Below are 20,971 nucleotides of genomic sequence, written 5' to 3'. Positions count from 1 at the left end.
GGTTTACTCCGAGAGCATGTTGCGCAGCCTGAGACCGGCGATCTTCTCGACCTCAGCACAGGCTGTTTCAAGCTCGACGGCTTCGGAACTGTCGATCCGTCGCCGGAAGGCGGAGAGAATATCGTCCTTATTGAGGCCGCTGACCGCAATAATGAAAGGAAAGTTGAACTTGTCTATATAGGCTGAATTGAGCTCAGTAAACTCCGCATGCTCTTCAGGCGACAGCCGGTCGAGGCCCGCGCCCGCCTGCTCACGGCGGCTTTCCTCGGTCAGCCCACCCGCAATCGCAAGCTTGCCGGCAAGGTCGGGATGGGCGCGCAGCACGCCGAGTCGTTCATCCTCGGGCGCCTCCCGGAACACCGTCGCAAGCGCGTCGGCAACGCCCGTTGCGGTCAACGGCTCATGGACCAGTCCCTGGTCATAGGCCCGCTCGGCGATGAACGGGGAGTGCTCGTAGACGCCGCCGAAACGGCTGACGAATGCATCGCGGGCAATCATTGCGCATCCTCCTGCGGCAGGTGGTTTTCATACCAGTGGCGCGCGATCTCGATCCGCTTCGCCAGCCAGACCTTGTCGTGGTTCTGGACATAATCGAGGAAGCGCTTCAGCCCCGCCAGCCGACCCGGCTTGCCGACAAGGCGGCAGTGCAGCCCGATCGACATCATCTTCGGCGCGCCCTCGCGGCCTTCGTCGTAGAGCGTATCGAAGGCGTCCTTCAGATAGGTGAAGAACTGCTCGCCGGAATTGAACCCCTGCGGCGTGGCGAAGCGCATGTCGTTATTGTCGAGCGTATAGGGGATGCGCAGGAACGGCTTGCCGTCCTGGGTGCGCACCCAGTAGGGCAGATCGTCGGCATAGGTGTCGGAGGAATAGAGGAAACCGCCCTCTTCCATCACGAGGTCCAGCGTGTTGACCGAGGGCTTGCCCTGATAGAGGCCATAGGGCCGCTCGCCGGTGATTTCGGTATGAAGCCGCACCGCCTCGCGGATATGGGCGCGCTCGGTGTCGATGTCGAAATCCTTGTATTCCAGCCATCTGAGGCCGTGGCTTGCGATTTCCCAGTTCGCCTCCTTCATCGCGGCGACCGCTTCCGGGTTGCGCGCCATCGCCTGGGTCACGCCATAAACAGTGACCGGGATTTCCAGGCGCGTGAACAGCCGCCACAGCCGCCAGAAACCGGCGCGCGAACCATATTCATAGAGCGATTCCATGTTCATGTTGCGCTGGCCGGGCCAAGCCTCGGCGCCGACGATTTCCGACAGCAGGCATTCCGACGCCGGGTCGCCATCGAGAATGCAGCTCTCGCCGCCCTCCTCGTAATTGATCACGAACTGCACGGCGATATTGGCCTCGCCCGGCCATTTCGGGTCCGGCGGATTGCGGCCGTAACCCACAAGTTCGCGCGGATATGCGTTCGTTTCAGCGTCCATCATGCCCTCAATTCCATTCCTTGCCGACGGTAGACGACCATTGGCATCGCCGGAAGAGATAAGGCGAAAAGGCCGGCAGGAATCAAGGGGAAAAGCGCCGGAGCAGAGCCGGTGCCGCCAGTCAGGCCCGTGCGTGATTCCCGGTCTCGAAGAATCGCAGCGCCGTATCGGCAAAGTGAACGTTCGCATCATGCACGGGAACATGCTCGCCGCCGGGGATCACCCACAGGGCAGCATCAGGAATGCCGCGATAGAGATCCACCGCGATCTCGACGGGAAAGAAGCGATCGCGATCGCCGTGGACGACAAGCGTTCGCGCCGAGATCGCGGCAAGCTCTCCGGCGGTGAAATTCATGTCGTCACGATCGTCGCCGAGGGCGTTGAACTGGCCGATGAGTGTTTCGATCTGTCGATCTCCACGCGTTGCACATTCCCGATACATCGCCTGCACCGGCGCGGGCATGGTGGCAAACGAGGCGCGACGCATGATGGTTCTCGCCTGTTCGGGGAAATGCGTGGTCGCGCTCACCAGGACCATCGATGCGATCCGTCCGGGCTGGCTGGTCGCCATGTGCAGCAAGGTCATCCCGCCGGTGCTCATCCCCATGGCTGAAAAGCGGTCGACATTCAGCGTGTCGAGCAGCCGGAAAACATCGCCTGCCGCGTCGCGATGCGTGAAGGCGGCGACCGGATTGGTGGAATGCCCATGGCCGCGCAGATCGACGAGAATGAGCCGATGGCGCTTCGAAAGCGCCTCTATGAAGGGATACCAGTTCCGCACCGACCCGCCGAACCCATGCAGAAGCACAAGCGGCGCACCGGCGCCGTGTTCCTCATGGTAGATATCGATGTCGCCAAGCCGCGCGATCTTGCCGCGATCGAACTCCCGTTCCGGCGCATAAGTCTGAGGCAACGCAACCCCTCCCGCAGCCCGTGAAAACAGGCCGTTTCCGACAGTGAAGCATATGGCCGCGATAGCGGGAAACCTCGAAACGGCGTGTGCACAAGAATTGTTCTGGCACGGAGCCGGCGGCGAGCCTCTCTAGGCCGATTGCCGTGCCCGCAGCGCACCCATCGGATGCAGAGAATGGACGCAGAACGGCGCGCCGGGCTCCTCTTCGATGAACAGCGCGATATGATCGACCTCGACCGGCTCCAGCAGGATCGGCCCGAAAAACGCCGCGACCGAGCGCTCCATCCGCGCCATTTCGCTTGGGGAAAGAGGGCCGGTCAGCGGCATGTGGAAGGAGAAGGCGGCAAGCACATCCGGCTCGCCCCAGCGATGCAGATTGGCAAACTGCGCCGGCGTCAGCCCGGCCGAGGCCCGCCGCTCGATCTCGACCTCGGAAAGCGGCGCGCGGAAGGCGTCGAACTCGGTGACGATGCTGGCGGCAAGCGTATCGAGTGCGGGAACCGCCGTCATCGGCGCGAGCGCCAGGATATCGCGGCGATGAACGACCGTGAGCGGCGGCAAGGTGAAGGGCTGAAAGCGCATGGCAAAGCGCATCATCGCCTTCAGCAGCATGGATTCGTTCATGCCTTCGGTCAGATGAAACGGCGATTTCAGCATGCCCTGAAAGCCGTAGCGGCGCGGCAGAGCCGTGTGATAGGCGATCTCGGCAAGCGGCAGGCCGGCGATCATCGGCGGCTCGACTACCTCGCCGGAAAACGCGCTCCGCCCGATCCAGTTCGCGCCCACGATGGCGAGCCCGTCATGCGGCGACGGCGTAAAGCATATGGCATAGCGTTCGGCGGGCATCGCGGGTCACATGAGGAAGCGGTTTCTCGCCTCTGAGATAGCCGATTCCAATGACAGTGATACGACGGGCTTACCGTTTGCGGCGCTGCCAGGTGCGGCAATCTACACCATGGTCAATCCGGCAGCGCGGTCTATTCTGTTTATGCGCAATGCATCTGCATCACATCAAGATGTCGGCCATCCCGGACCGCGCAGACGATCTGTGGCGCAACTTTGCCGGCATCGGTTGAAATGACAGGCGCATGCCAACCGGGAAAGGAAGCGTCGTGCACTTCGGTTGCAAATATTCCCAATCCGAGAACGAACACCGCCACCTCCGGTGCGCCTTGAAGCAAGTTCGAACAGGCGTTGGTCAGCGCCTCGAAAACGATCGGTCCGTCAGCCCCGTGCTGATTGATCGGTCGACCCGAAGGCCGCCTCACCCGGCCACCCCCCTTTGCGGAAGTGCCTTTCCGCATTTTCTCAAGACAGGATTTTCCGATGGAAAAGACCATGAAAGCCGCCGTTGTCCGGCAATTCGGCAAGCCTCTGGTAATGGAAGAGGTCGCAGTCCCCTCGGTCGGGCCGGGCCAGATTCTCGTCAAGATGGCTGCAAGCGGCGTCTGCCACACCGACCTGCATGCGGCGGAAGGTGACTGGCCGATCAAACCCGAGCCGCCTTTCATTCCGGGCCATGAGGGCGTGGGACACGTCGTCGCCGTGGGCGCCGGCGTCAGCCATGTCAAGGAAGGCGACCGCGTCGGGGTTCCGTGGCTCTACACCGCCTGCGGCTGCTGCAAGCATTGCCTCGGCGGGTGGGAGACGCTGTGCGAAGCGCAGCAAAACACCGGCTATTCGGTCAATGGCAGTTTTGCGGAATATGTTCTGGCTGATCCGAACTATGTCGGGCACCTGCCTGACAATGTCAGCTTCACCGAGATTGCGCCGATCCTTTGCGCAGGCGTTACGGTCTACAAGGGCCTGAAAGTGACGGACACCAAACCCGGCGACTGGGTCGTGATTTCGGGCATTGGCGGGCTTGGACATCTGGCCGTGCAATATGCAAAGGCAATGGGCCTGAATGTGCTTGCCGTGGATATCGACGACGCGAAACTCGACCTGGCGAAACGACTTGGCGCAAGTCTGGCGGTCAATGCCCGCAATGCCGATCCGGTGGCCTTCGTGAAAAAGGAAATCGGCGGCGCGGAAGGAGTTCTGGTCACCGCCGTTTCGCCCAAGGCCTTCGAACAGGCGCAGGGCATGGTCCAGCGCGGCGGAACCGTATCGCTCAATGGCCTGCCGCCCGGCGATTTCCCGCTTCCCATCTTCGACACCGTGCTGAACGGTATCACGGTTCGCGGATCGATCGTCGGAACCCGGCTTGACCTGCAGGAGGCGCTGGACTTCGCCGGCGCGGGAAAGGTCAAGGCGACGATCAAGACCGACAAGCTCGAGAACATCAACGAGATCTTCGCCAAGATGCATCACGGCGAAATCGAAGGCCGCATCGTCATCGACTACCAGTGATCGCTGAGCCCGGCGAAGGCGATAATCGCTTTCCATCCGGGCACGGCCGAAGACAAACAGATAGAGCCATTTTGCATTTCAGAGAAAAGCGGAATGGCTCTATCGCTTTTCGCCGTGGGCACGTCGGCGGTAAATTGAAAGATCGTAGATATCGGGCAGCGGCGCAACCGGCTGGCCTGTGGCAAGCCGCACCGCGTGATCCGCCAGGCGATGGGCGATGCCGAAGCTGGTCTTGAAGCCGCCGCCGAGCGCAATCACGCGCGGCGCGGCATCGATCGCGCCGATCATCGGTTCGCGGTGGATGCCGCGTGGACGCAGGCCCGCCCAGCGTTCGACCACCGGCGCGTCCCGCAGCAGCGGCACGGCCTTGCGCGCGGCCGCGATCAGGGCGTCGAGGCGATGGTCGGTCGTCGCCGCATCCTCGAACGCATCCTCCGTGGTCGAGCCGACGGCGACACGACCGCCTTCATGGGCGATCACGTAAAGCCCGTCATCGAAGACGATCGGCCACGCGGGGTCGCAGTCTGCGGCAAAGAGTGCCGCCTGTCCCTTGACCGGGCGGCCGAGCGGTTTGCCGGCCGGCGCGAAGAACGGCTGAAGCAGCGGAAAGGCGCCGATGCCTGCCGAAACGATGATGCGCCCGAAGCCGACCCGTCCGCCATCGGCCAGATGGAGATTGTTCGCCGCCGCGTCGATTTCCGTCACCGTCGCCGTCAGGCGGCGCACATGCCGGGCGTTTTCAAGAAAGGCCCGAAGCGCCGCGACCACGCCGCGCGGAAAAGCATGGGCGGCAAAATTTTCGTGGACATAGGCAAGCGCCGCGGCATCGACGGCCGGCCAGCGATCGAGCGGCGGACGATCCACCACGGACCACGCGAAGCGTCGCGTGCCGTCGCGCCAGTTCACGGCGGCTGCCTCGGCGCGTGAGAGCGCGGTCTCGACCTGGCGTTCGGCATAAAGCGGCATCACCCGGCCGGCCCGGCGATAGCCGGTCGAAACCCCGGTCTCGGCCTCCAGCGCGCGGATATGGCCCTCGAGTGCCGCAAGCGCCTCGAACTGGAACTGCTTCTTCTCGTCCCACTGATCCGGCATATAGGCCATCAGCGCGCCAAGCAGGCCATTGCTCGCAGCCGGTCCGCCGCTGTCGATCAGCAGCGTATCGATGCCGGCCTTTTCGGCGTGATAGGCCGCCCACAGCCCCATGATGCCGCCGCCGATGATGGCGAGGTCGGCGGATGGCATTTGACCTGAGGGGGCTGGCGCGTCATTCATTCCGGCGATGGACCACAAACGGCGAACGGATGCAACAGGCTCATAGATGGCGATAACATGGGATGACGGCGACCGGCCCTTTTCGGAGGCGTTTCAGGACCACTATTTCTCCAAGGCGGACGGGCGGGCCGAATGCGGCCATGTGTTCATCGACGCCAACCGGCTCGGCGAACGCTGGCAGGCGGGCGGGCCTTTCAGGATCGGCGAGCTCGGCTTCGGCACGGGGCTGAATTTCTGCGAGACCTTCCGGCGCTGGAAGACGCTCCGGCCGCCGGACGGGCATCTTTCCTTCACCGCGTTCGAGCTGTTTCCGCTGGGAAAGGCCGATATCGACCGCATCCTGTCACACTGGCCGGAGATCGCGGCGGAGCGCGCAGCCCTGACCGCCCATTGGCCGGAGCGCGCCGAAGGCGTCATCACCATCGACGCCGACCCGCAGACCCGCCTCACCGTCATCTGCGCCGACGCCCTGAAGGCGTTGACCGCCCTGCCCGACCGGTACGACGCCTGGTATCTCGACGGCTTCGCCCCTTCCCGCAACCCCGATATGTGGTCGCAAGACCTGATGCGCGCCGTCTTCGACCATACCGCGCCCGGCGGCACGTTCGGCACCTATGCCGCCGCCGGCTTCGTGCGCCGCAACCTTCAGGCGGCCGGCTTCACCGTCGAACGCCGCCCCGGCTTTGCCGGAAAGCGCGAAATGCTGGCGGGTTCTCGCCCGGCCGGGCGGTAATGCCAAGGATCATGCTTGACTTTTGCCGGCCCGGGCATCATGTAGTGCTCAGCTTTCCACCTGTTCGCATGCCGCGTGAGCATGCCTGGCGCAGATGACCGAGACGGTCGCGTCAAGTCCGGGTCAAGCGCATGAGAAAAGTCCGGCACTTCCAGCCGGCGCGCGGAAGGCATTTTCCACCGATAAGTTCCCACTTCACGCGGGGCGCTTGAAACCGAAACCACCGGCATTTGCGTTTGGTCGCAATGCGCGGAGGGCTTTCGGCATGCCTTGAAAGGCGCTTTTGAATTGACTGAATTTAATACACTTGGACTTTCCGCCCAGCTCGTCGCCCGTGTTGCCGCGGAGGGTTATGAAACCCCGACGCCGATCCAGGCGAAGGCGATACCGCTGGTGCTCGAAGGCCGCGACGTGATGGGCCTTGCCCAGACAGGCACCGGCAAGACGGCCGCTTTCGGCCTGCCGATCATCGACATGCTGCTCGCCAACGGCGGCAAGCCCGCGTCGAAGACCGTCAAGACGCTGATCCTCGCCCCGACGCGCGAACTGGTGAACCAGATCGCGGAAAACCTGCGCATCTTCGCCCGCAAGACGCCGCTCAAGGTCAACATCGTGGTCGGCGGCGCATCGATCAACCGCCAGCAGCAGCAGCTTGCAGGCGGCACCGACATTCTTGTGGCCACCCCCGGCCGGCTGCTCGACCTACTCGACCGCAGGGCGCTCAACCTTTCCGCCGTGCGCTACCTGGTGCTGGACGAGGCCGACCAGATGCTCGACCTCGGCTTCATCCACGACCTGAAGAAGATTTCGTCGCTGGTGCCGGACGAGCGCCAGACCATGCTGTTTTCGGCCACCATGCCGAAATCGATTGCCGAGCTTTCTAAGCGCTTCCTGACCAATCCGGAACGCGTTGAAGTGACGCCTCCCGGCAAGACCGCCGACCGTGTCGAGCAGGCCGTGCACTTCGTCGCCGGCAAGAACGACAAGGTCGAGCTTCTCCGCCAGGAACTCACCAACAATCCGGATGGCCGCGCGATCGTGTTCCTGCGCACCAAGCACGGCGCCGAGAAGCTGATGAAGCATCTCGACAGCCGCGGCTTCGCCACCGCCTCGATCCACGGCAACAAGAGCCAGGGACAGCGTGAGCGCGCGCTCAAGGCGTTCAAGACCGGTGAAATCAACGTTCTGGTCGCAACCGACGTCGCCGCCCGCGGCATCGATGTGCCCGGCGTCACCCATGTCTACAACTACGATCTGCCGGAAGTGGCCGACGCCTATGTCCACCGTATCGGCCGCACCGCGCGCGCCGGCAAGGAAGGCAAGGCGATCGCGTTCTGCACGCCCGAGGAATCGGCGCTGCTGCGCGATATCCAGAAGCTGACCGGCATCGAGATCACCGTGGCGAGCGGCGAACCCCATGCGATGGCCGAGCGCCCGGCGCGCGGCAATGGCCGTGGTCGCGGCGGCGCCGGAAACGGAAAACCCGCCCGCCGGGCCCGTCCTTCCGCCAATGGCGGCCAGCGCCAGGGCGAAGCCCGCAATGGTGGCCCTCGTGACGGCGCGCCCCGCGAGGGCGCCAACCGCAACCGCCCGGCCAAGAACCGCCGCCCGCGCAACCGCCAGGGCGACCGTCGCCAGAGCGCGTGAGAAAGACGTTGCAAAACTCGCCGCGCTGTCGGCGATAATCGCAACCTTCCCTCTCATGGGTCATGCTCGGACTTGATCCGAGCATCCAGGCCACACGGAGAACGTTGCCTGGACCCCCGGGTCAGGTGTAAAGCCCGGAGACATCCCTGACAGGTGTTCGGAGATGGAAAACAGAGGCAAGCACCCTCCTTCTACCGACCCGCCGCATCGCCGGCGGGTTTTGTTTTGCGCGGAAAGCGCCGATGGCGGGCGGGCGTTGCACACTAAATCGGCGAAGTATTGCGGAACTGCCTGTTTTTCGGCGCGTTTCTGTCAGGGAGCACTTTAAAAATGGTTGTCGCGCGGCAAGGCATGGTCCTTGCATTGCTGACGATGTTGTATTGATATGTAAGAATAACAATCGGGGGATGAACGCTTTGGCATTCGATGAAATGATGATCGCGGACAACCAGCCGCGCGCGCCCTACCAGGATTATTACGACTGGTACAGCCAGCAAAATCCTGCATCATTGATCGCAAAATCCCGAGATGCCGAGAATATCTTCCGCAAGACGGGCATCACCTTTGCCGTTTACGGCCATGCCGACAGTTCGGAAAAGCTGATCCCCTTCGATATCGTGCCGCGCATCATCGCCGGGCGCGAATGGCGCAAGCTCGCCGCCGGAATCGAGCAGCGGGTGATCGCGCTCAACGCCTTCCTGAAGGACATCTACCACAAGCAGGAGATCATCAAGGCCGGTCGCCTGCCGCGCCGGCTGATCGAGGAGAATGACGCCTTCCTGCCGCAGATGATCGGCTTCGAGCCCCCCGGCGGGGTCTATACCCACATTGTCGGCACCGATATTGTGCGCACCGGCGAGGACCAGTTCTACGTGCTGGAGGACAACGCCCGCACGCCATCCGGCGTCTCCTACATGCTGGAGAACCGGGAAACCATGATGCAGATGTTTCCCGAACTGTTCTACAAGAACCGGGTGCGCCGGGTGGAGGACTACCCACAGCTTCTGCGCCAGAGCCTTGCAACGCTGGCGCCGCCCGGCTTTACCGGCACCCGCCCGCGCGTGGCGGTTCTGACGCCCGGCATCTACAATTCCGCCTATTACGAACACTCCTTCCTCGCCGACATGATGGGCGTGGAACTGGTCGAGGGATCCGACCTGCGGGTCATCGACGGCAAGGTGCAGATGCGCACCACGCGCGGCTACCAGGCGATCGACGTGATCTACCGCCGCGTCGATGACGACTTCCTCGATCCGCTGACCTTCCGCCCGGATTCCGCGCTCGGCATTCCCGGCATCATGGACGTCTATCGCGCCGGCAACATCACCATCGCCAACGCGCCGGGCACCGGCATTGCCGATGACAAGGCGATCTATTCCTACATGCCGGAGATCGTCGAATTCTACACCGGCCAGAAACCGCTTCTGGAAAACGTGCCGACATGGCGCTGTTCGGAGCCGGAAAGCCTCGCCTATGTGCTCGACAACATCGCCGACCTCGTGGTCAAGGAGGTCCATGGTTCGGGCGGCTACGGCATGCTGGTCGGCCCGACGGCGAGCAGGAAGGAGCTTGAGGATTTCACCGCCAAGCTGCGCGCCCGGCCGGGGAACTACATCGCCCAGCCGACGCTGTCGCTGTCGACCGTGCCGATCCTCGTCAAGAAGGGCATCGCACCGCGCCATGTCGACCTTCGCCCCTATGTCCTGGTTTCCGATCGCGTCCGCATCATGCCCGGCGGGCTGACGCGCGTGGCGCTGAAGGAAGGCTCGCTGGTGGTCAATTCCAGCCAGGGCGGCGGAACCAAGGACACCTGGGTGCTGGAGGACTGATGATGCTCGGAAAAACCGCAAACGGCCTCTACTGGATGTTTCGCTATATCGAGCGCGCGGAAAACATGGCCCGCCTGATCGATGCCGGCCAGCGGGTGTCGCTGACCCGCTCCAAGGGCGCCGACGACTGGGACGGCATCCTGCAGAGCGCCGGCGTTCAGGAGGCCTATTTCGAGGTCTACGACAAGCTGACGGCCGATAACGCCATCGACTTTCTGCTGCGCGACCGCCGCAATCCCTCCAGCGTCGTCTCCTGCATCGATTCCGGTCGCCAGAACGCCCGCATGGTGCGCACCGCGCTGACCCGGGAAACCTGGGAAGCGACCAACGAGTGCTGGATCGACACCCGCGCCCTGCTGGGCGCCAAGGTCAAGCCCGCCGATCTGCCCAAGGCGATCGATGTGATCAAGCACCGGACCGCGCTGATCCGCGGGGCCTTCCATGGCTCCATGTTGAGGAACGAGATCTACAATTTCGCCCATATCGGCACCTTCATCGAGCGCGCCGACAACACCAGCCGCATTCTGGACGTGAAATATTACGTGCTTTTGCCCTCGGTGCACCATGTCGGCACCTCGCTCGACAATCTGCAGTGGGAATCGATCCTGCGATCGGTCTCCGCCCACCGCGCCTATGGCTGGGTGCATAACGGCGAGTACAAGCCGAGCCAGATCGCCGAGTTCCTGATCCTTGACGTCCAGCTTCCGCGCTCGCTTGCCTATTGCTACGAGAAGATCGTGCTCAACCTCGATTATCTGGCGGCGGATTACGGCGCCAGGGTGCAGGCGCACGAAACCGCGCATGCGATCCGCAACACGCTGAGAACGCAGAAGATCAAGACGATCATGGATAACGGCCTGCATGAATTCCTGGAGGATTTCGTCAGCCGCAACAATATCGTCAGCCAGCAAATCAGCGAGGGGTATCGCTTCTACGTCTGACGCAGAAGCGTGAAAAGGGACAGGAAACTATGCTTTTGAACATCAGCCATGTGACTGAGTACAGTTACGACGAGCCGGTTCAGTTCTCGCTGCAGCGGCTGCGGCTGACGCCGGTGAGCGCCGCGAGCCAGACCGTCAAGGACTGGACGGTGTCGATCGAGGGCGCCAAGAGCGAGGTCGCCTATATCGACCAGTATGAAAACCATGTCCGCCTCGTCTCGGTGGAAGGCGATCACAAGACCGTGCGGCTGACGGCGGCAGGCGTGGTCGAAACCCGCGATACCGACGGCATTTTCGGCCCCGCCTCACCCGATATTCCGCTCTGGCTGTTCCTGCGGCCGACGCCGCTGACGATGGCGGAAGAGCCGATCAAGGCGCTCGTCGCGCGTCTGGAAGGCGATTCCGATCTCGCCCGGCTCCACGATCTAATGGCGATCCTGCACAAGTCGATGACCTTCAAGCCCGGCTCCACCTCGACTGCGACCACCGCCGCCGAGTCTCTGGAAAACAAGGAGGGCGTCTGCCAGGACTACGCCCATATCGTGATCGCCGCGGCGCGCGCCATGAAGGTGCCGGCGCGCTATGTCTCCGGCTATCTCTATATGGAGGAAGGCCCCAACCAGACGGCGAGCCACGCCTGGGCGGAATGCTATCTGGAGGGCCTCGGCTGGGTCGGCTTCGACGCCGCCAACAAGGTCTGCCCGGACGAACGCTATGTCCGCGTCGCCACCGGCCTCGACTATCGCGACGCCGCCCCCGTCTCCGGCATGACCATCGGCGGCGGCCGCGAAACCCTCGAGGTAAAGCTCAGCGTGGCCGGCCAGAGCCAGTCGCAGAGCCAGAGTTGATCGGCAACAACGGTTGACAAAGCAACCTTAGGTAGGAAATATCGTCCTCAAGAATCAAGCTTTCGTTGAAAGCTTTCTCTGTCGGGGGACATTAGAAACCTGTGCGCCTGCTCTATATCGTTTTGCCCTTACTGCCTTTCGTCGCCTTTGCCAGCCAGGAAAATTCAGCCGATTGCGAAAAGGCGATGGACGAAGCCTATATGCGGCTCACCATGACGCCCGGCTATCTGTATCGGGCGCTTGCTGCAGCAAAAGAAGATGGTTTGACGCCGCCCTCCGACGCAGAGATCGAGGTCAACAAAATAGCCGAACAACTCGCCGGCGCGCCCTCGAAAATACTGGAATTGAAAAACACGTGGTGCAAAGAGCCGGAAGATGGGCTTGAGGCTTTGCCATTGCCCGTTGGCCACGAACGGCGCAGCTGGGAGACTTCGCGCGCCTTATCCGATTTAACCGGTAAGGAAAGCGTCGTGACGACCACAATCTCTGTGGAAGAACTGAGATGCGAAGGCAGCGCCGGGCGGTTTGCCTCTCTTTCGTTCGGCTGCGCCGGCGACGAAACCACGACGGTGCTTTATACCAATTGCGGCCTTCCGGCGAAAACGGACAATTTTCAGGAACTGGACTACCGCGTTGATGACGAAGCGGTCCAGTCAACTGAAATGTACCAGCTCAACAGGCTCTCCCTTATGCTTTACGGGGAAGACAGGACCAGGGCTTTCCTCGAACCGCTGGTCGGACATGACTATCTGTCCGTCCGGTTTACCGGCGTGATGGGCGAAGCAATCACCGCTCAGTTCGACCTGAGCGGGCTTGAGGATGCGATCACCGAGATCGGCGACGCATGCCGTTGGGAAGAAGACTAAGAGGCTAATTTTATGAAAATATTCCTACGTATTTCTCTTCTATTATGCTTCATGACCGCACCTGAATTGGGATTTGCAAGCACACAGACAACGGCAACATGTGGCCAGCTAAGAAGCCTCTATAGTGAGAAATTTTCAAACGCGCTGAATGAAAGCCCTTCTGAAAACAATGAGCAGCTTTCCTGGCAGGAGCGTCTCGAACAGCTCACCGACCCGGTTTTCGAGGATCTGGACCCCGTCTATAGAAAGCGCGTGCGACCTCAGCTCCTGACCGAGATTGCTCGTATTTGCGCAGAAAGGCGTGAAGATACCCCGCTGGAGCAGGCAGTTGGAACGGCCGCTGTTTCTCTCGGCCTTGATCTCGATCAGAAAAATTGGGGTATGACCCCGCTTCCCGAGATCGATATTGAAACTTTCGACTGTCAGGACTTCACTCAACGGCTGATCGAAAGCATAAAAGCCAAAAGCTCGGGCTTTCGACTTGCCGATGACCCCTTGGTCCATGTGATGACTGTTTATGTGCAGGCTGGCGTGTTTCCGGACACCATAGCCCCCGCTAATACGCTGGAATGGTCACAGAAGCTCATTGCAGCGTGCAAGCAGGACCCTGCGCAAAAGCTGATTACCGTATTTGAGGAAATGCGGTAAAAAGCGGTCTTAGAATCGGACAATACAGCCGAATGCGCGATGCTACGACGAAGTCGTTAGCCCCTATTTCATCGAGCACCCCATTACGTTGCACCCGGATAGTTCGGGCTTTCGCGGGTGATCGTCACGTCGTGGGCGTGGCTCTCGCGCAGCCCCGCGTTGGAAATCTGGACGAAGGTCGCCTTTTCCTGGAAGTCGGGGATGGTCTTGCCGCCGACATAGCCCATGGCGGCGCGTAAGCCCCCGCCGAGCTGGTGCAGCACCGCGCCGGCGGGGCCCTTGTAGGGCACCTGGCCCTCGATGCCTTCGGGCACCAGCTTCAGCGTGTCGCGCACCTCGGCCTGGAAATAGCGGTCGGCGGAGCCGCGCGCCATGGCGCCGACGGAACCCATGCCGCGATAGGCCTTGAACGAGCGGCCCTGGTAAAGGAACACCTCGCCCGGGCTTTCATCGGTACCGGCGAGCAGCGAGCCGACCATGACGGCATCCGCGCCGGCGGCGATCGCCTTTGCCATATCGCCCGAAAACTTGATGCCGCCATCGGCGATCACCGGAATGCCGGCATCGCGCGCGGCCTCGGCGGCGGCCATGACGGCCGCCAGCTGCGGCACGCCGACGCCGGCGACGATACGGGTGGTGCAGATCGAGCCCGGCCCGATGCCGACCTTGACGGCATCCGCGCCGACATCGATCAGCGCCTTGGTACCGTCCGACGTCGCGACATTGCCGGCCATGATGCGCACCGAGTTCGACAGCGTCTTCACCCGGCCGACCGCATCCAGAACCTTCTGCGAATGGCCGTGGGCGGTGTCGATGACGATCAGGTCGACGCCGGCATCGACCAGCATTTCGGCGCGCTGATAGCCGTCATCGCCGACCGAGATCGCGGCGGCGGCGCGCAGCCGGCCCTGCGCATCCTTGGAGGCATTGGGGTTGAGCTGCGATTTCTCGATGTCCTTCACGGTGATCAGGCCGACGCAATGGCCGCGATCGTCGACCACCAGCAGTTTCTCGATGCGGTGGTGATGCAGCAGGCGCTTGGCCTCCTGCTGCTCGACCGTCTCGCGCACGGTGATCAGGTTTTCGCGCGTCATCAGCTCATAGATGCGCTGTTCGGGATTGGAGGCGAAGCGGACGTCGCGATTGGTGAGTATGCCGACAAGCCGGCCCGATGTGTGGCCGTCGCTGGTGCCCTGCTCGACCACCGGAATACCGGAAATCTTGTGGGCCTTCATCAGCGCCAGCGCTTCGGCGAGCGTGGCGTCGGGACCGATCGTCACCGGATTGACGACCATGCCGCTTTCGAACTTCTTGACCTGGCGAACCTGCTCGGCCTGTTCATGGGGCGAAAGGTTGCGGTGGATGACGCCGATGCCGCCGGCCTGCGCCATGGCGATGGCAAGCCGGGCCTCGGTCACGGTATCCATGGCGGAAGAGAGGATCGGCAGGTTGAGGTGAATGTCCTGGGCGATCGTGGTCGAAACATCGACCTCGCCCGGCATGACCTCGGAATGACCCGGCTGTAGCAGCACATCGTCGAAGGTGAGCGCCTGCATGCCGGTCGCGGCCTGAATGATTTGCGCCATGGCCAATTTCCTTTTCAAAATACGAAATGGCCCGGAAGGATTTCCCCGTCCGGTCCCTTGCAAGATAATCCTGGAAGTTGGCGAGTGCTCGTAACACGAAGATGACGGCTTGGAAATAGCAATCCGCAGCCATGACTGCGGATTGCAGGGTTTTCCAGAAAAGCCGTGGCGCTATTGAGGTCTCAAAGCGCGAACTGGTAGGTTTTGGGCATGAAGACATAGCCCTCACCGGTCTTCTCGACATAGCCGACCGAGGGGAACGGCATGTGATAGCCGAGGAACGGGATTTTCTCCGCCGCGACCATGTCGAAGACTTGGCGACGAGTCGCCGCCGCCATCTCCTTGTCCATGTCGAAGCGCACCTGCCAGTCCGGGCGCTGCAGCGAAAGCACGTAGTGATTGGCGGTGTCGGCGGTGAGCAGTAATTGCCGACCGCCCGATTCGAGCATGAAGATCATGTGGCCCGGCGTATGGCCGAAGGCCTCCATGGCGGTGATGCCGGGCGCCACCTCATCGCCGCCCGTGATGAACCGCGCCTGCTCGGCAAACGGGACGATCAGTTTCTTGACGCTTTCATGCCCGCCTTCCGCCGGCGTGCCGACGCGGCCCTCATCGCTCCAGAAGGCATATTCCTTGTCGCCGAACACATAGCTGGCATTGGGAAAGGCCGGGCCGCCCTCTTCCATAAGCCCGTTGATGTGGTCGCCATGCATGTGGGTGATCACCACAACATCGATATCGCCGGGCTGATAGCCATTGGCCTTCAGGCCCGCCATAAGCTGTCCCGCGCCCCAGGAGCGACCGGCCGGGCCCATGCCGGTGTCGAACAGGATCACCTGCTCGCCGGTATCGACCAGCACCGGCGCGAAGCCGTTCACCATCTTGTCCTCAGGCAGGAAGTTTTCTTCCAGGAGTGCCGCGACGGTTGCAGGATCCTGCCCCGTGCCGAAGGTATCGCCCGGATTTTCCATCACGCGGGTGCCGTCCTCGACCACGACCAGCTTGAAATCGCCGAGGTTGAAGCTGTCGGTCCGGGGACCCCGCGACGTTTCCATCGTCTCTCCGTCGGCGGCAATCGCGCTGCCGCCTCTGGCGATAAAGGGCGCGGCAAGTGCGGTAATGCCGGCTGTCGCCATCAGGCGGCGGCGGTGAATGCCATTATCTTCTGCCATCATCGTCCTCCTTGAAATGAAAACACTGACTTTGGGGAGAAAACCACGGTTTCAAGACAATGAGCCCATTTCGGCCGCGCTCGGGTCTCACTTTTGCGTGAAACGCCGCGTGATTATCGTTTGGCGTTTCGGACGGTGGGGTCTAATAAGTATGCCTTTCGCATGTTTTTGACAGAGAAGTCCCGTCTATGAATCCCGTCGTTCCGCTCATCATGGCTGTTGCCCTGTTCATGGAAAACATGGATTCAACGGTGATATCCACGGCGCTGCCGGCGATCGCCGCCGATCTCAATGTCGGGCCGATCACGCTGAAACTGGCGCTGACGACCTATATGGTGGCGCTGGCGATCTTCATTCCGGTCTCCGGCTGGATGGCCGACCGGTTCGGCGCCGCCCGTGTGTTCCGCTCCGCGATCCTCGTGTTCCTGCTGGGCTCGGTGGCCTGCGCCGTCTCCGGCAATCTGCTGGAATTCGTCGGCGCGCGCTTTCTGCAGGGCATGGGCGGGGCGATGATGACGCCGGTGGGTCGTCTCGTGATCCTGCGCACCACCGACCGCTCCGAACTGGTGCGCGCCATGGCGCTGTTGACGATCCCGGCGCTGGTCGGGCCGATGGCGGGGCCGCCGGTCGGCGGTTTCATCACCACCTATTTCTCCTGGCACTGGATCTTCCTGATCAATGTGCCGATCGGCATTGTCGGCCTCATCATGTCTGCCATCTTCCTGCCGGCGATCAAGGACGAGCCGACGTCGAACCTTGACTGGATGGGGTTCTTCCTGGTGGCGACCGCGGCTTCCGGCATCGTCTTCGGCATGTCGGTAATCTCGCTTCCGGCCCTGCCGCCGGCAACCGGCATCGTCACCACCGGCATCGGCATTGCCGCGGCGCTGCTCTACCTCAGGCACGCAAGGCGCAGGGCCAATCCGCTCTTGAACCTGAAACTGTTCCAGACGCCGACCTATCGCGCGGCGGTTGGCGCCTCGGCCTTCTTCCGGATGGCGACCGGCGCGTTTCCGTTTCTGATGCCGCTGATGCTGCAGCTCGGTTTCGGGCTCAACCCGTTCCAGTCCGGCATGATCACTTTTGTCGGCGCGGTCGGCGCGCTGGTGATGAAATTCGTAGCGCCGCGCGTCTTTGCCGCCTACGGTTTCCGCACCGTGCTGATGGTTGCAGCACTCGGCGCCTCGCTGTTGACGATGAGCTTCGCCTTCTTCGAGGCGACGACGCCCTACATCATCATCGTCACGCTGCTGTTTGCCACCGGGCTCTGCCGCTCGTTCTTCTTCACCGGCGTCAACGCGCTCGGCTATGCCGATATCGAGCAGGCGCAAGCAAGCCAGGCCACCGCCTCGACCTCGATGTTCCAGCAGGTCAGCCTCGCGCTCGGCGTCGCCTTTGCCGCCACCATCCTCGAAGTCACGGCCTGGATCACCGGCGAAGGACTGACGGTCCAGCACTTCCATATCGCCTTCCTGGTCGTCTCCTTCATTTCGCTGGCCGCGATCATTCCGCTGTTGCGGCTTGATGCCGACAGCGGCTCGGCGGTTTCCGGCCACAGGCGGCTGAAGCCGGAGACGAGCAGCGAGGCAGCGGAATAAGTTCGCAGAACAGCAAAACGAATATTTACGAACATTTTCTTTGACAAAACGAATGTATCCGCGCATGCTTGCCGCGTTCAACAGCGGGAGCGCGCATGTCGGAACCTGTCGACATTTTCGTTATCGGCGGCGGCGTCAACGGCGTCGGCGTGGCGCGTGATGCCGCGGGCCGCGGCCTGACCGTCGCGCTCGCCGAGATGCACGACCTTGCCTCGGCCACCTCCTCGGCCTCGACCAAGCTCTTCCACGGCGGGCTCCGCTATCTCGAATATTATGAGTTCCGGCTGGTCCGCGAGGCGCTGATCGAGCGCGAGGTACTGCTGAAGGCAATGCCTCATATTTCCTGGCCGATGCGCTTCGTGCTGCCGCACCACAAGGGCCTGCGCCCGTGGTGGCTGGTGCGGCTCGGCCTGTTTCTCTACGACCATCTGGGCGGTCGCAAGATCCTGCCCGCCACCAAGGCGCTCGATCTTTCCCGAGATAAGGCCGGCAAACCGCTCAAAAGCGAATATCGGCGCGCATTCGAATATTCCGACTGCTGGGTGCAGGATGCCCGGTTGGTATCGCTGATGGCGCGCGATGCCGCGAAGCGCGGCGCGAACATCATGACCCGGACGCGGGTGACCGGCGCCGAGCAGGTGACAGGTGAGGACGGCAAGACGCTGTGGAAGGTCTCGCTGGAAAACGCGGAAGGCCCGCTGCCGCCCATCCATGCCCGCGCGCTGGTGAATGCCGGCGGGCCCTGGGTCGCCGATCTCCTGAAGGGCGCGATCGGCATCGACACGAGGGAGAAGGTCCGGCTGGTGCGCGGCAGCCATATCGTCACCCGCAAGCTTTACGACCATGATCGATGCTACTTTTTCCAGGGCTCGGACGGCCGGATCATCTTCGCCATTCCCTATGAGCAGGATTTCACGCTCATCGGCACCACCGACCAGGACCATCACGGCCCGGCGCGCGACGCGAAATGCACGCCCGAGGAGGCGGACTATCTTTGCCGCTTCGCCTCGGAATATTTCGAAAGGCCGGTGACGACCGACGATATCGTCTGGACCTATTCCGGCGTCCGCCCGCTTTATGACGATGGCGCGTCGTCGGCGACCGCCGCGACGCGGGATTACGTGCTGTCGCTGCGCAAGGAAGGCGCGCCGCTCTTGAGCGTCTTCGGCGGCAAGATCACCACCCATCGCAAGCTCGCCGAAGCCGTTATCCACAAGCTGTCCCATTATTTTCCACAGGCTGGCGGCGACTGGACGGCGACATCGACACTGCCCGGCGGCGACTTTCCGGTGGCCGAAACGGCGGCCATGCCCGACAGGCTCGCGCGCGATTACCCCTTTCTCGACCATGCCGCAGCACTTCGCCTGATCCGCAGCTATGGCAGCGAGTGCTGGGATTTGCTCGGCAACGCAAAAACGCCCGCCGATCTCGGCCGGCATTTCGGCGCCGGGCTTTACGAGGCGGAGGTGCGCTGGCTGATGGAGAAGGAATTTGCGAAAACTGCGGAGGATATCGTCTTTCGCCGCACCAAGCGCGGCCTTAGGATGAGCGCGGACGAGATCGCGGCGCTGGACGACCGGATGAACGCCGCCGGCTGACGAAAACAACGAGGGGGAGGAGAAACCCATGGGCCATATTCTGGCGATCGACCAGGGCACGACATCGAGCCGCGCCATCATCTTCGACGACGCGATGAAGATCGTGGCCTCCGCCCAGGAGGAATTCCCCCAGCATTATCCCGCTTCCGGCCATGTCGAGCACGACCCCGCCGACATCTGGTCGACGGTCGCCGCCACCTGCCGCGAGGCGGTCGAGCGCGCCGAAGTCGCGACCTCCGACATTGCCGCGATCGGCATCGCCAACCAGCGCGAGACCGTGATCGTCTGGGACCGCGAGACCGGGCGGCCGATCCACAATGCCATCGTCTGGCAGGACCGGCGCACCGCCGACCGCTGCGCCAAGCTCCGCGAGGACGGCCATGAGAAGTTCATCACAGCGGCCACCGGTCTTTTGCTCGACCCGTATTTCTCCGCCACCAAGCTCGCCTGGTTGCTCGACAATGTCGAGGGTGCGCGCCGACAAGCCGAGAATGGCAAGCTCGCCTTCGGCACGGTCGACACCTATCTGATCTGGCGGCTGACCGGCGGGCGCTCCCATGTGACGGACGCCACCAATGCGGCGCGCACCATGCTCTACAATATCGACAAGGGCGAATGGGACGCCGATATATGCAAGCTCCTCGACATTCCGCAGGCGATCCTGCCGGAGGTAAAGGACTGCGCCGCCGATTTCGGCATGACCCGGGCCGATCTCTTCGGCCGCGAAATCCCGATCTACGGCGTTGCCGGCGACCAGCAGGCGGCAACCATCGGCCAGGCCTGTTTTACACCCGGCATGCTGAAATCCACCTATGGCACCGGCTGCTTCGCGCTGCTCAACACCGGCGACAGGATGGTTGCCAGCAAGAACCGCATGCTGACCACCATCGCCTATCAGTTCGACGGCAGGCCCACCTATGCGCTCGAAGGTTCGATCTTCATCGCCGGCGCGGTGGTGCAGTGGCTGCGCGACGGGCTGAAGGTGATCCGCCACGCCCGCGAAACCGATGCGCTGGCGAAATCCGCCGATACCGCGCAGACGCTCTACATGGTGCCGGCCTTCACCGGCCTCGGCGCGCCCTATTGGGATGCCGAAAGCCGTGGCGCTATCTTCGGGCTGACGCGTAATTCCGGGCCCGCCGAATTCGCCCGCGCCGCGCTTCAGAGCGTCGGCTACCAGACCCGCGACCTCCTGGAAGCGATGCAGGATGACTGGGGCAGCGCCGACAGCGCCAATATCCTGCGCGTCGATGGCGGCATGAGCGCCAATGACTGGACCATGCAGTTCCTCTCCGACATTCTGGGCGTCCCCGTCGACCGGCCCAAGGTGGTCGAGACCACCACGCTGGGGGCGGCCTGGCTCGCCGGCAGCCGGGCCGGGCTCTATCCCGACCGCGACGAGTTCGCGAAGATCTGGGCCCTCGACCGCCAGTTCACCCCGTCAATGGACGAGGCCACCCGCGAGCGGCTCTACAAGGGCTGGAAAAACGCCGTCAGCAGGACGCTGGGGGCGATTTGATTGCGCGAGCCGACGGCGC

The 20,971-nt window shown here is 62.7% G+C and carries 19 protein-coding genes; 11 read left to right on the top strand and 8 right to left on the bottom strand.

Going from position 1 to position 20,971, the window contains the following annotated elements; all coding sequences use genetic code 11:
• Positions 1–3: 3 nt before the first annotated feature.
• The 5 genes from uraD to Mame_RS26530 all read right to left on the bottom strand — a co-directional run bounded on the left by uraD (position 4) and on the right by Mame_RS26530 (position 3,683).
• Entirely contained in the window at positions 4–498 is a 495-nt protein-coding gene (gene uraD, locus Mame_RS05560) for a 2-oxo-4-hydroxy-4-carboxy-5-ureidoimidazoline decarboxylase (RefSeq protein ID WP_018066115.1), read from the bottom strand.
• Positions 495–1,430: an allantoinase PuuE gene (gene puuE / locus Mame_RS05555; protein WP_018066116.1), complete on the bottom strand. Its 936-nt coding sequence runs from the start codon at positions 1,428–1,430 to the stop codon at positions 495–497. Before puuE ends, uraD begins: the two co-directional genes overlap by 4 nt.
• 121 nt (positions 1,431–1,551) lie before the next feature.
• Entirely contained in the window at positions 1,552–2,343 is a 792-nt protein-coding gene (locus tag Mame_RS05550; protein ID WP_018066117.1) for an alpha/beta fold hydrolase, read from the bottom strand.
• Between the two features lie 129 nt (positions 2,344–2,472).
• Positions 2,473–3,189, bottom strand: coding sequence for a DUF1045 domain-containing protein (locus Mame_RS05545; RefSeq protein WP_018066118.1), 717 nt, complete (start codon positions 3,187–3,189; stop codon positions 2,473–2,475).
• A 140-nt stretch (positions 3,190–3,329) separates the two neighbouring features.
• On the bottom strand, positions 3,330–3,683 hold the full coding sequence (locus Mame_RS26530; protein ID WP_155122029.1) for a hypothetical protein: 354 nt from the start codon (positions 3,681–3,683) through the stop codon (positions 3,330–3,332).
• Here Mame_RS26530 and adhP point away from each other — a divergent pair.
• On the top strand, positions 3,670–4,695 hold the full coding sequence (gene adhP / locus Mame_RS05540; RefSeq protein ID WP_018066119.1) for an alcohol dehydrogenase AdhP: 1,026 nt from the start codon (positions 3,670–3,672) through the stop codon (positions 4,693–4,695). The two genes, Mame_RS26530 and adhP, sit on opposite strands and share 14 nt — an antisense overlap.
• A 99-nt stretch (positions 4,696–4,794) precedes the next feature.
• Here the strand turns inward: adhP and Mame_RS05535 are convergent, their stop codons facing one another.
• Positions 4,795–5,937 (bottom strand): NAD(P)/FAD-dependent oxidoreductase, encoded by a 1,143-nt coding sequence (locus Mame_RS05535; protein WP_018066120.1) that lies wholly within the window; start codon positions 5,935–5,937, stop codon positions 4,795–4,797.
• Positions 5,938–6,013: 76 nt separating this feature from the next.
• Here Mame_RS05535 and mnmC2 point away from each other — a divergent pair, with 76 nt between their 5' ends.
• From mnmC2 to Mame_RS26525, 7 genes are all read left to right on the top strand, one after another.
• Complete coding sequence (mnmC2, locus tag Mame_RS05530) at positions 6,014–6,700, top strand: tRNA (5-methylaminomethyl-2-thiouridine)(34)-methyltransferase MnmC2 (protein WP_018066121.1); 687 nt, start codon at positions 6,014–6,016, stop codon at positions 6,698–6,700.
• A 288-nt stretch (positions 6,701–6,988) separates the two neighbouring features.
• Complete coding sequence (locus Mame_RS05525) at positions 6,989–8,347, top strand: DEAD/DEAH box helicase (RefSeq protein WP_018066122.1); 1,359 nt, start codon at positions 6,989–6,991, stop codon at positions 8,345–8,347.
• Between the two features lie 407 nt (positions 8,348–8,754).
• A complete protein-coding gene (locus Mame_RS05520; protein ID WP_079920701.1) occupies positions 8,755–10,176 on the top strand; it encodes a circularly permuted type 2 ATP-grasp protein in 1,422 nt (473 codons plus the stop codon).
• Between the two features lie 2 nt (positions 10,177–10,178).
• Positions 10,179–11,117: an alpha-E domain-containing protein gene (locus Mame_RS05515; RefSeq protein WP_026173698.1), complete on the top strand. Its 939-nt coding sequence runs from the start codon at positions 10,179–10,181 to the stop codon at positions 11,115–11,117.
• 29 nt (positions 11,118–11,146) lie between these two features.
• Complete coding sequence (locus Mame_RS05510) at positions 11,147–11,965, top strand: transglutaminase family protein (RefSeq protein ID WP_018066125.1); 819 nt, start codon at positions 11,147–11,149, stop codon at positions 11,963–11,965.
• 101 nt (positions 11,966–12,066) lie between these two features.
• Entirely contained in the window at positions 12,067–12,831 is a 765-nt protein-coding gene (locus Mame_RS05505; protein WP_018066126.1) for a hypothetical protein, read from the top strand.
• A gap of 12 nt (positions 12,832–12,843) precedes the next feature.
• Positions 12,844–13,479, top strand: coding sequence for a hypothetical protein (locus tag Mame_RS26525; RefSeq protein ID WP_155122028.1), 636 nt, complete (start codon positions 12,844–12,846; stop codon positions 13,477–13,479).
• Positions 13,480–13,562: 83 nt separating this feature from the next.
• Here Mame_RS26525 and guaB read toward each other — a convergent pair whose 3' ends face one another.
• Together guaB and Mame_RS05490 are read right to left on the bottom strand one after the other, a co-directional pair.
• Entirely contained in the window at positions 13,563–15,065 is a 1,503-nt protein-coding gene (gene guaB / locus Mame_RS05495) for an IMP dehydrogenase (protein WP_018066128.1), read from the bottom strand.
• 182 nt (positions 15,066–15,247) lie between these two features.
• The gene (locus Mame_RS05490; RefSeq protein WP_018066129.1) at positions 15,248–16,237 is read right to left on the bottom strand and encodes an MBL fold metallo-hydrolase; all 990 of its coding nucleotides are present in this window, start codon (positions 16,235–16,237) and stop codon (positions 15,248–15,250) included.
• Between the two features lie 188 nt (positions 16,238–16,425).
• On the opposite strand from Mame_RS05490, the gene Mame_RS05485 reads away from it, so the two are divergent.
• From Mame_RS05485 to glpK, 3 genes are all read left to right on the top strand, one after another.
• Entirely contained in the window at positions 16,426–17,835 is a 1,410-nt protein-coding gene (locus Mame_RS05485) for an MFS transporter (protein ID WP_018066130.1), read from the top strand.
• A gap of 95 nt (positions 17,836–17,930) precedes the next feature.
• The gene (gene glpD, locus Mame_RS05480; protein ID WP_018066131.1) at positions 17,931–19,433 is read left to right on the top strand and encodes a glycerol-3-phosphate dehydrogenase; all 1,503 of its coding nucleotides are present in this window, start codon (positions 17,931–17,933) and stop codon (positions 19,431–19,433) included.
• Positions 19,434–19,461: 28 nt separating this feature from the next.
• Positions 19,462–20,952: a glycerol kinase GlpK gene (gene glpK, locus Mame_RS05475; protein ID WP_018066132.1), complete on the top strand. Its 1,491-nt coding sequence runs from the start codon at positions 19,462–19,464 to the stop codon at positions 20,950–20,952.
• The last annotated feature ends 19 nt before the right edge of the window (positions 20,953–20,971 follow it).

Source organism: Martelella mediterranea DSM 17316, from assembly GCF_002043005.1.
Taxonomy (GTDB): Bacteria; Pseudomonadota; Alphaproteobacteria; order Rhizobiales; family Rhizobiaceae; genus Martelella; species Martelella mediterranea.
The sequence above is the reverse complement of the archived record's forward strand: the minus strand, read 5'-3'. Positions and strand labels throughout refer to the sequence as shown.

Coding starts and splice junctions, on each gene's coding strand:
- uraD (WP_018066115.1), bottom strand. CDS start 498: ATGATTGCCCGCGATGCATTCGTCAGCCGTTTCGGCGGCGTCTACGAG.
- puuE (WP_018066116.1), bottom strand. CDS start 1,430: ATGGACGCTGAAACGAACGCATATCCGCGCGAACTTGTGGGTTACGGC.
- Mame_RS05545 (WP_018066118.1), bottom strand. CDS start 3,189: ATGCCCGCCGAACGCTATGCCATATGCTTTACGCCGTCGCCGCATGAC.
- adhP (WP_018066119.1), top strand. CDS start 3,670: ATGGAAAAGACCATGAAAGCCGCCGTTGTCCGGCAATTCGGCAAGCCT.
- Mame_RS26530 (WP_155122029.1), bottom strand. CDS start 3,683: ATGGTCTTTTCCATCGGAAAATCCTGTCTTGAGAAAATGCGGAAAGGC.
- Mame_RS05535 (WP_018066120.1), bottom strand. CDS start 5,937: ATGCCATCCGCCGACCTCGCCATCATCGGCGGCGGCATCATGGGGCTG.
- mnmC2 (WP_018066121.1), top strand. CDS start 6,014: ATGGCGATAACATGGGATGACGGCGACCGGCCCTTTTCGGAGGCGTTT.
- Mame_RS05520 (WP_079920701.1), top strand. CDS start 8,755: ATGAACGCTTTGGCATTCGATGAAATGATGATCGCGGACAACCAGCCG.
- Mame_RS05515 (WP_026173698.1), top strand. CDS start 10,179: ATGCTCGGAAAAACCGCAAACGGCCTCTACTGGATGTTTCGCTATATC.
- Mame_RS05510 (WP_018066125.1), top strand. CDS start 11,147: ATGCTTTTGAACATCAGCCATGTGACTGAGTACAGTTACGACGAGCCG.
- Mame_RS26525 (WP_155122028.1), top strand. CDS start 12,844: ATGAAAATATTCCTACGTATTTCTCTTCTATTATGCTTCATGACCGCA.
- guaB (WP_018066128.1), bottom strand. CDS start 15,065: ATGGCGCAAATCATTCAGGCCGCGACCGGCATGCAGGCGCTCACCTTC.
- Mame_RS05490 (WP_018066129.1), bottom strand. CDS start 16,237: ATGGCAGAAGATAATGGCATTCACCGCCGCCGCCTGATGGCGACAGCC.
- Mame_RS05485 (WP_018066130.1), top strand. CDS start 16,426: ATGAATCCCGTCGTTCCGCTCATCATGGCTGTTGCCCTGTTCATGGAA.
- glpD (WP_018066131.1), top strand. CDS start 17,931: ATGTCGGAACCTGTCGACATTTTCGTTATCGGCGGCGGCGTCAACGGC.
- glpK (WP_018066132.1), top strand. CDS start 19,462: ATGGGCCATATTCTGGCGATCGACCAGGGCACGACATCGAGCCGCGCC.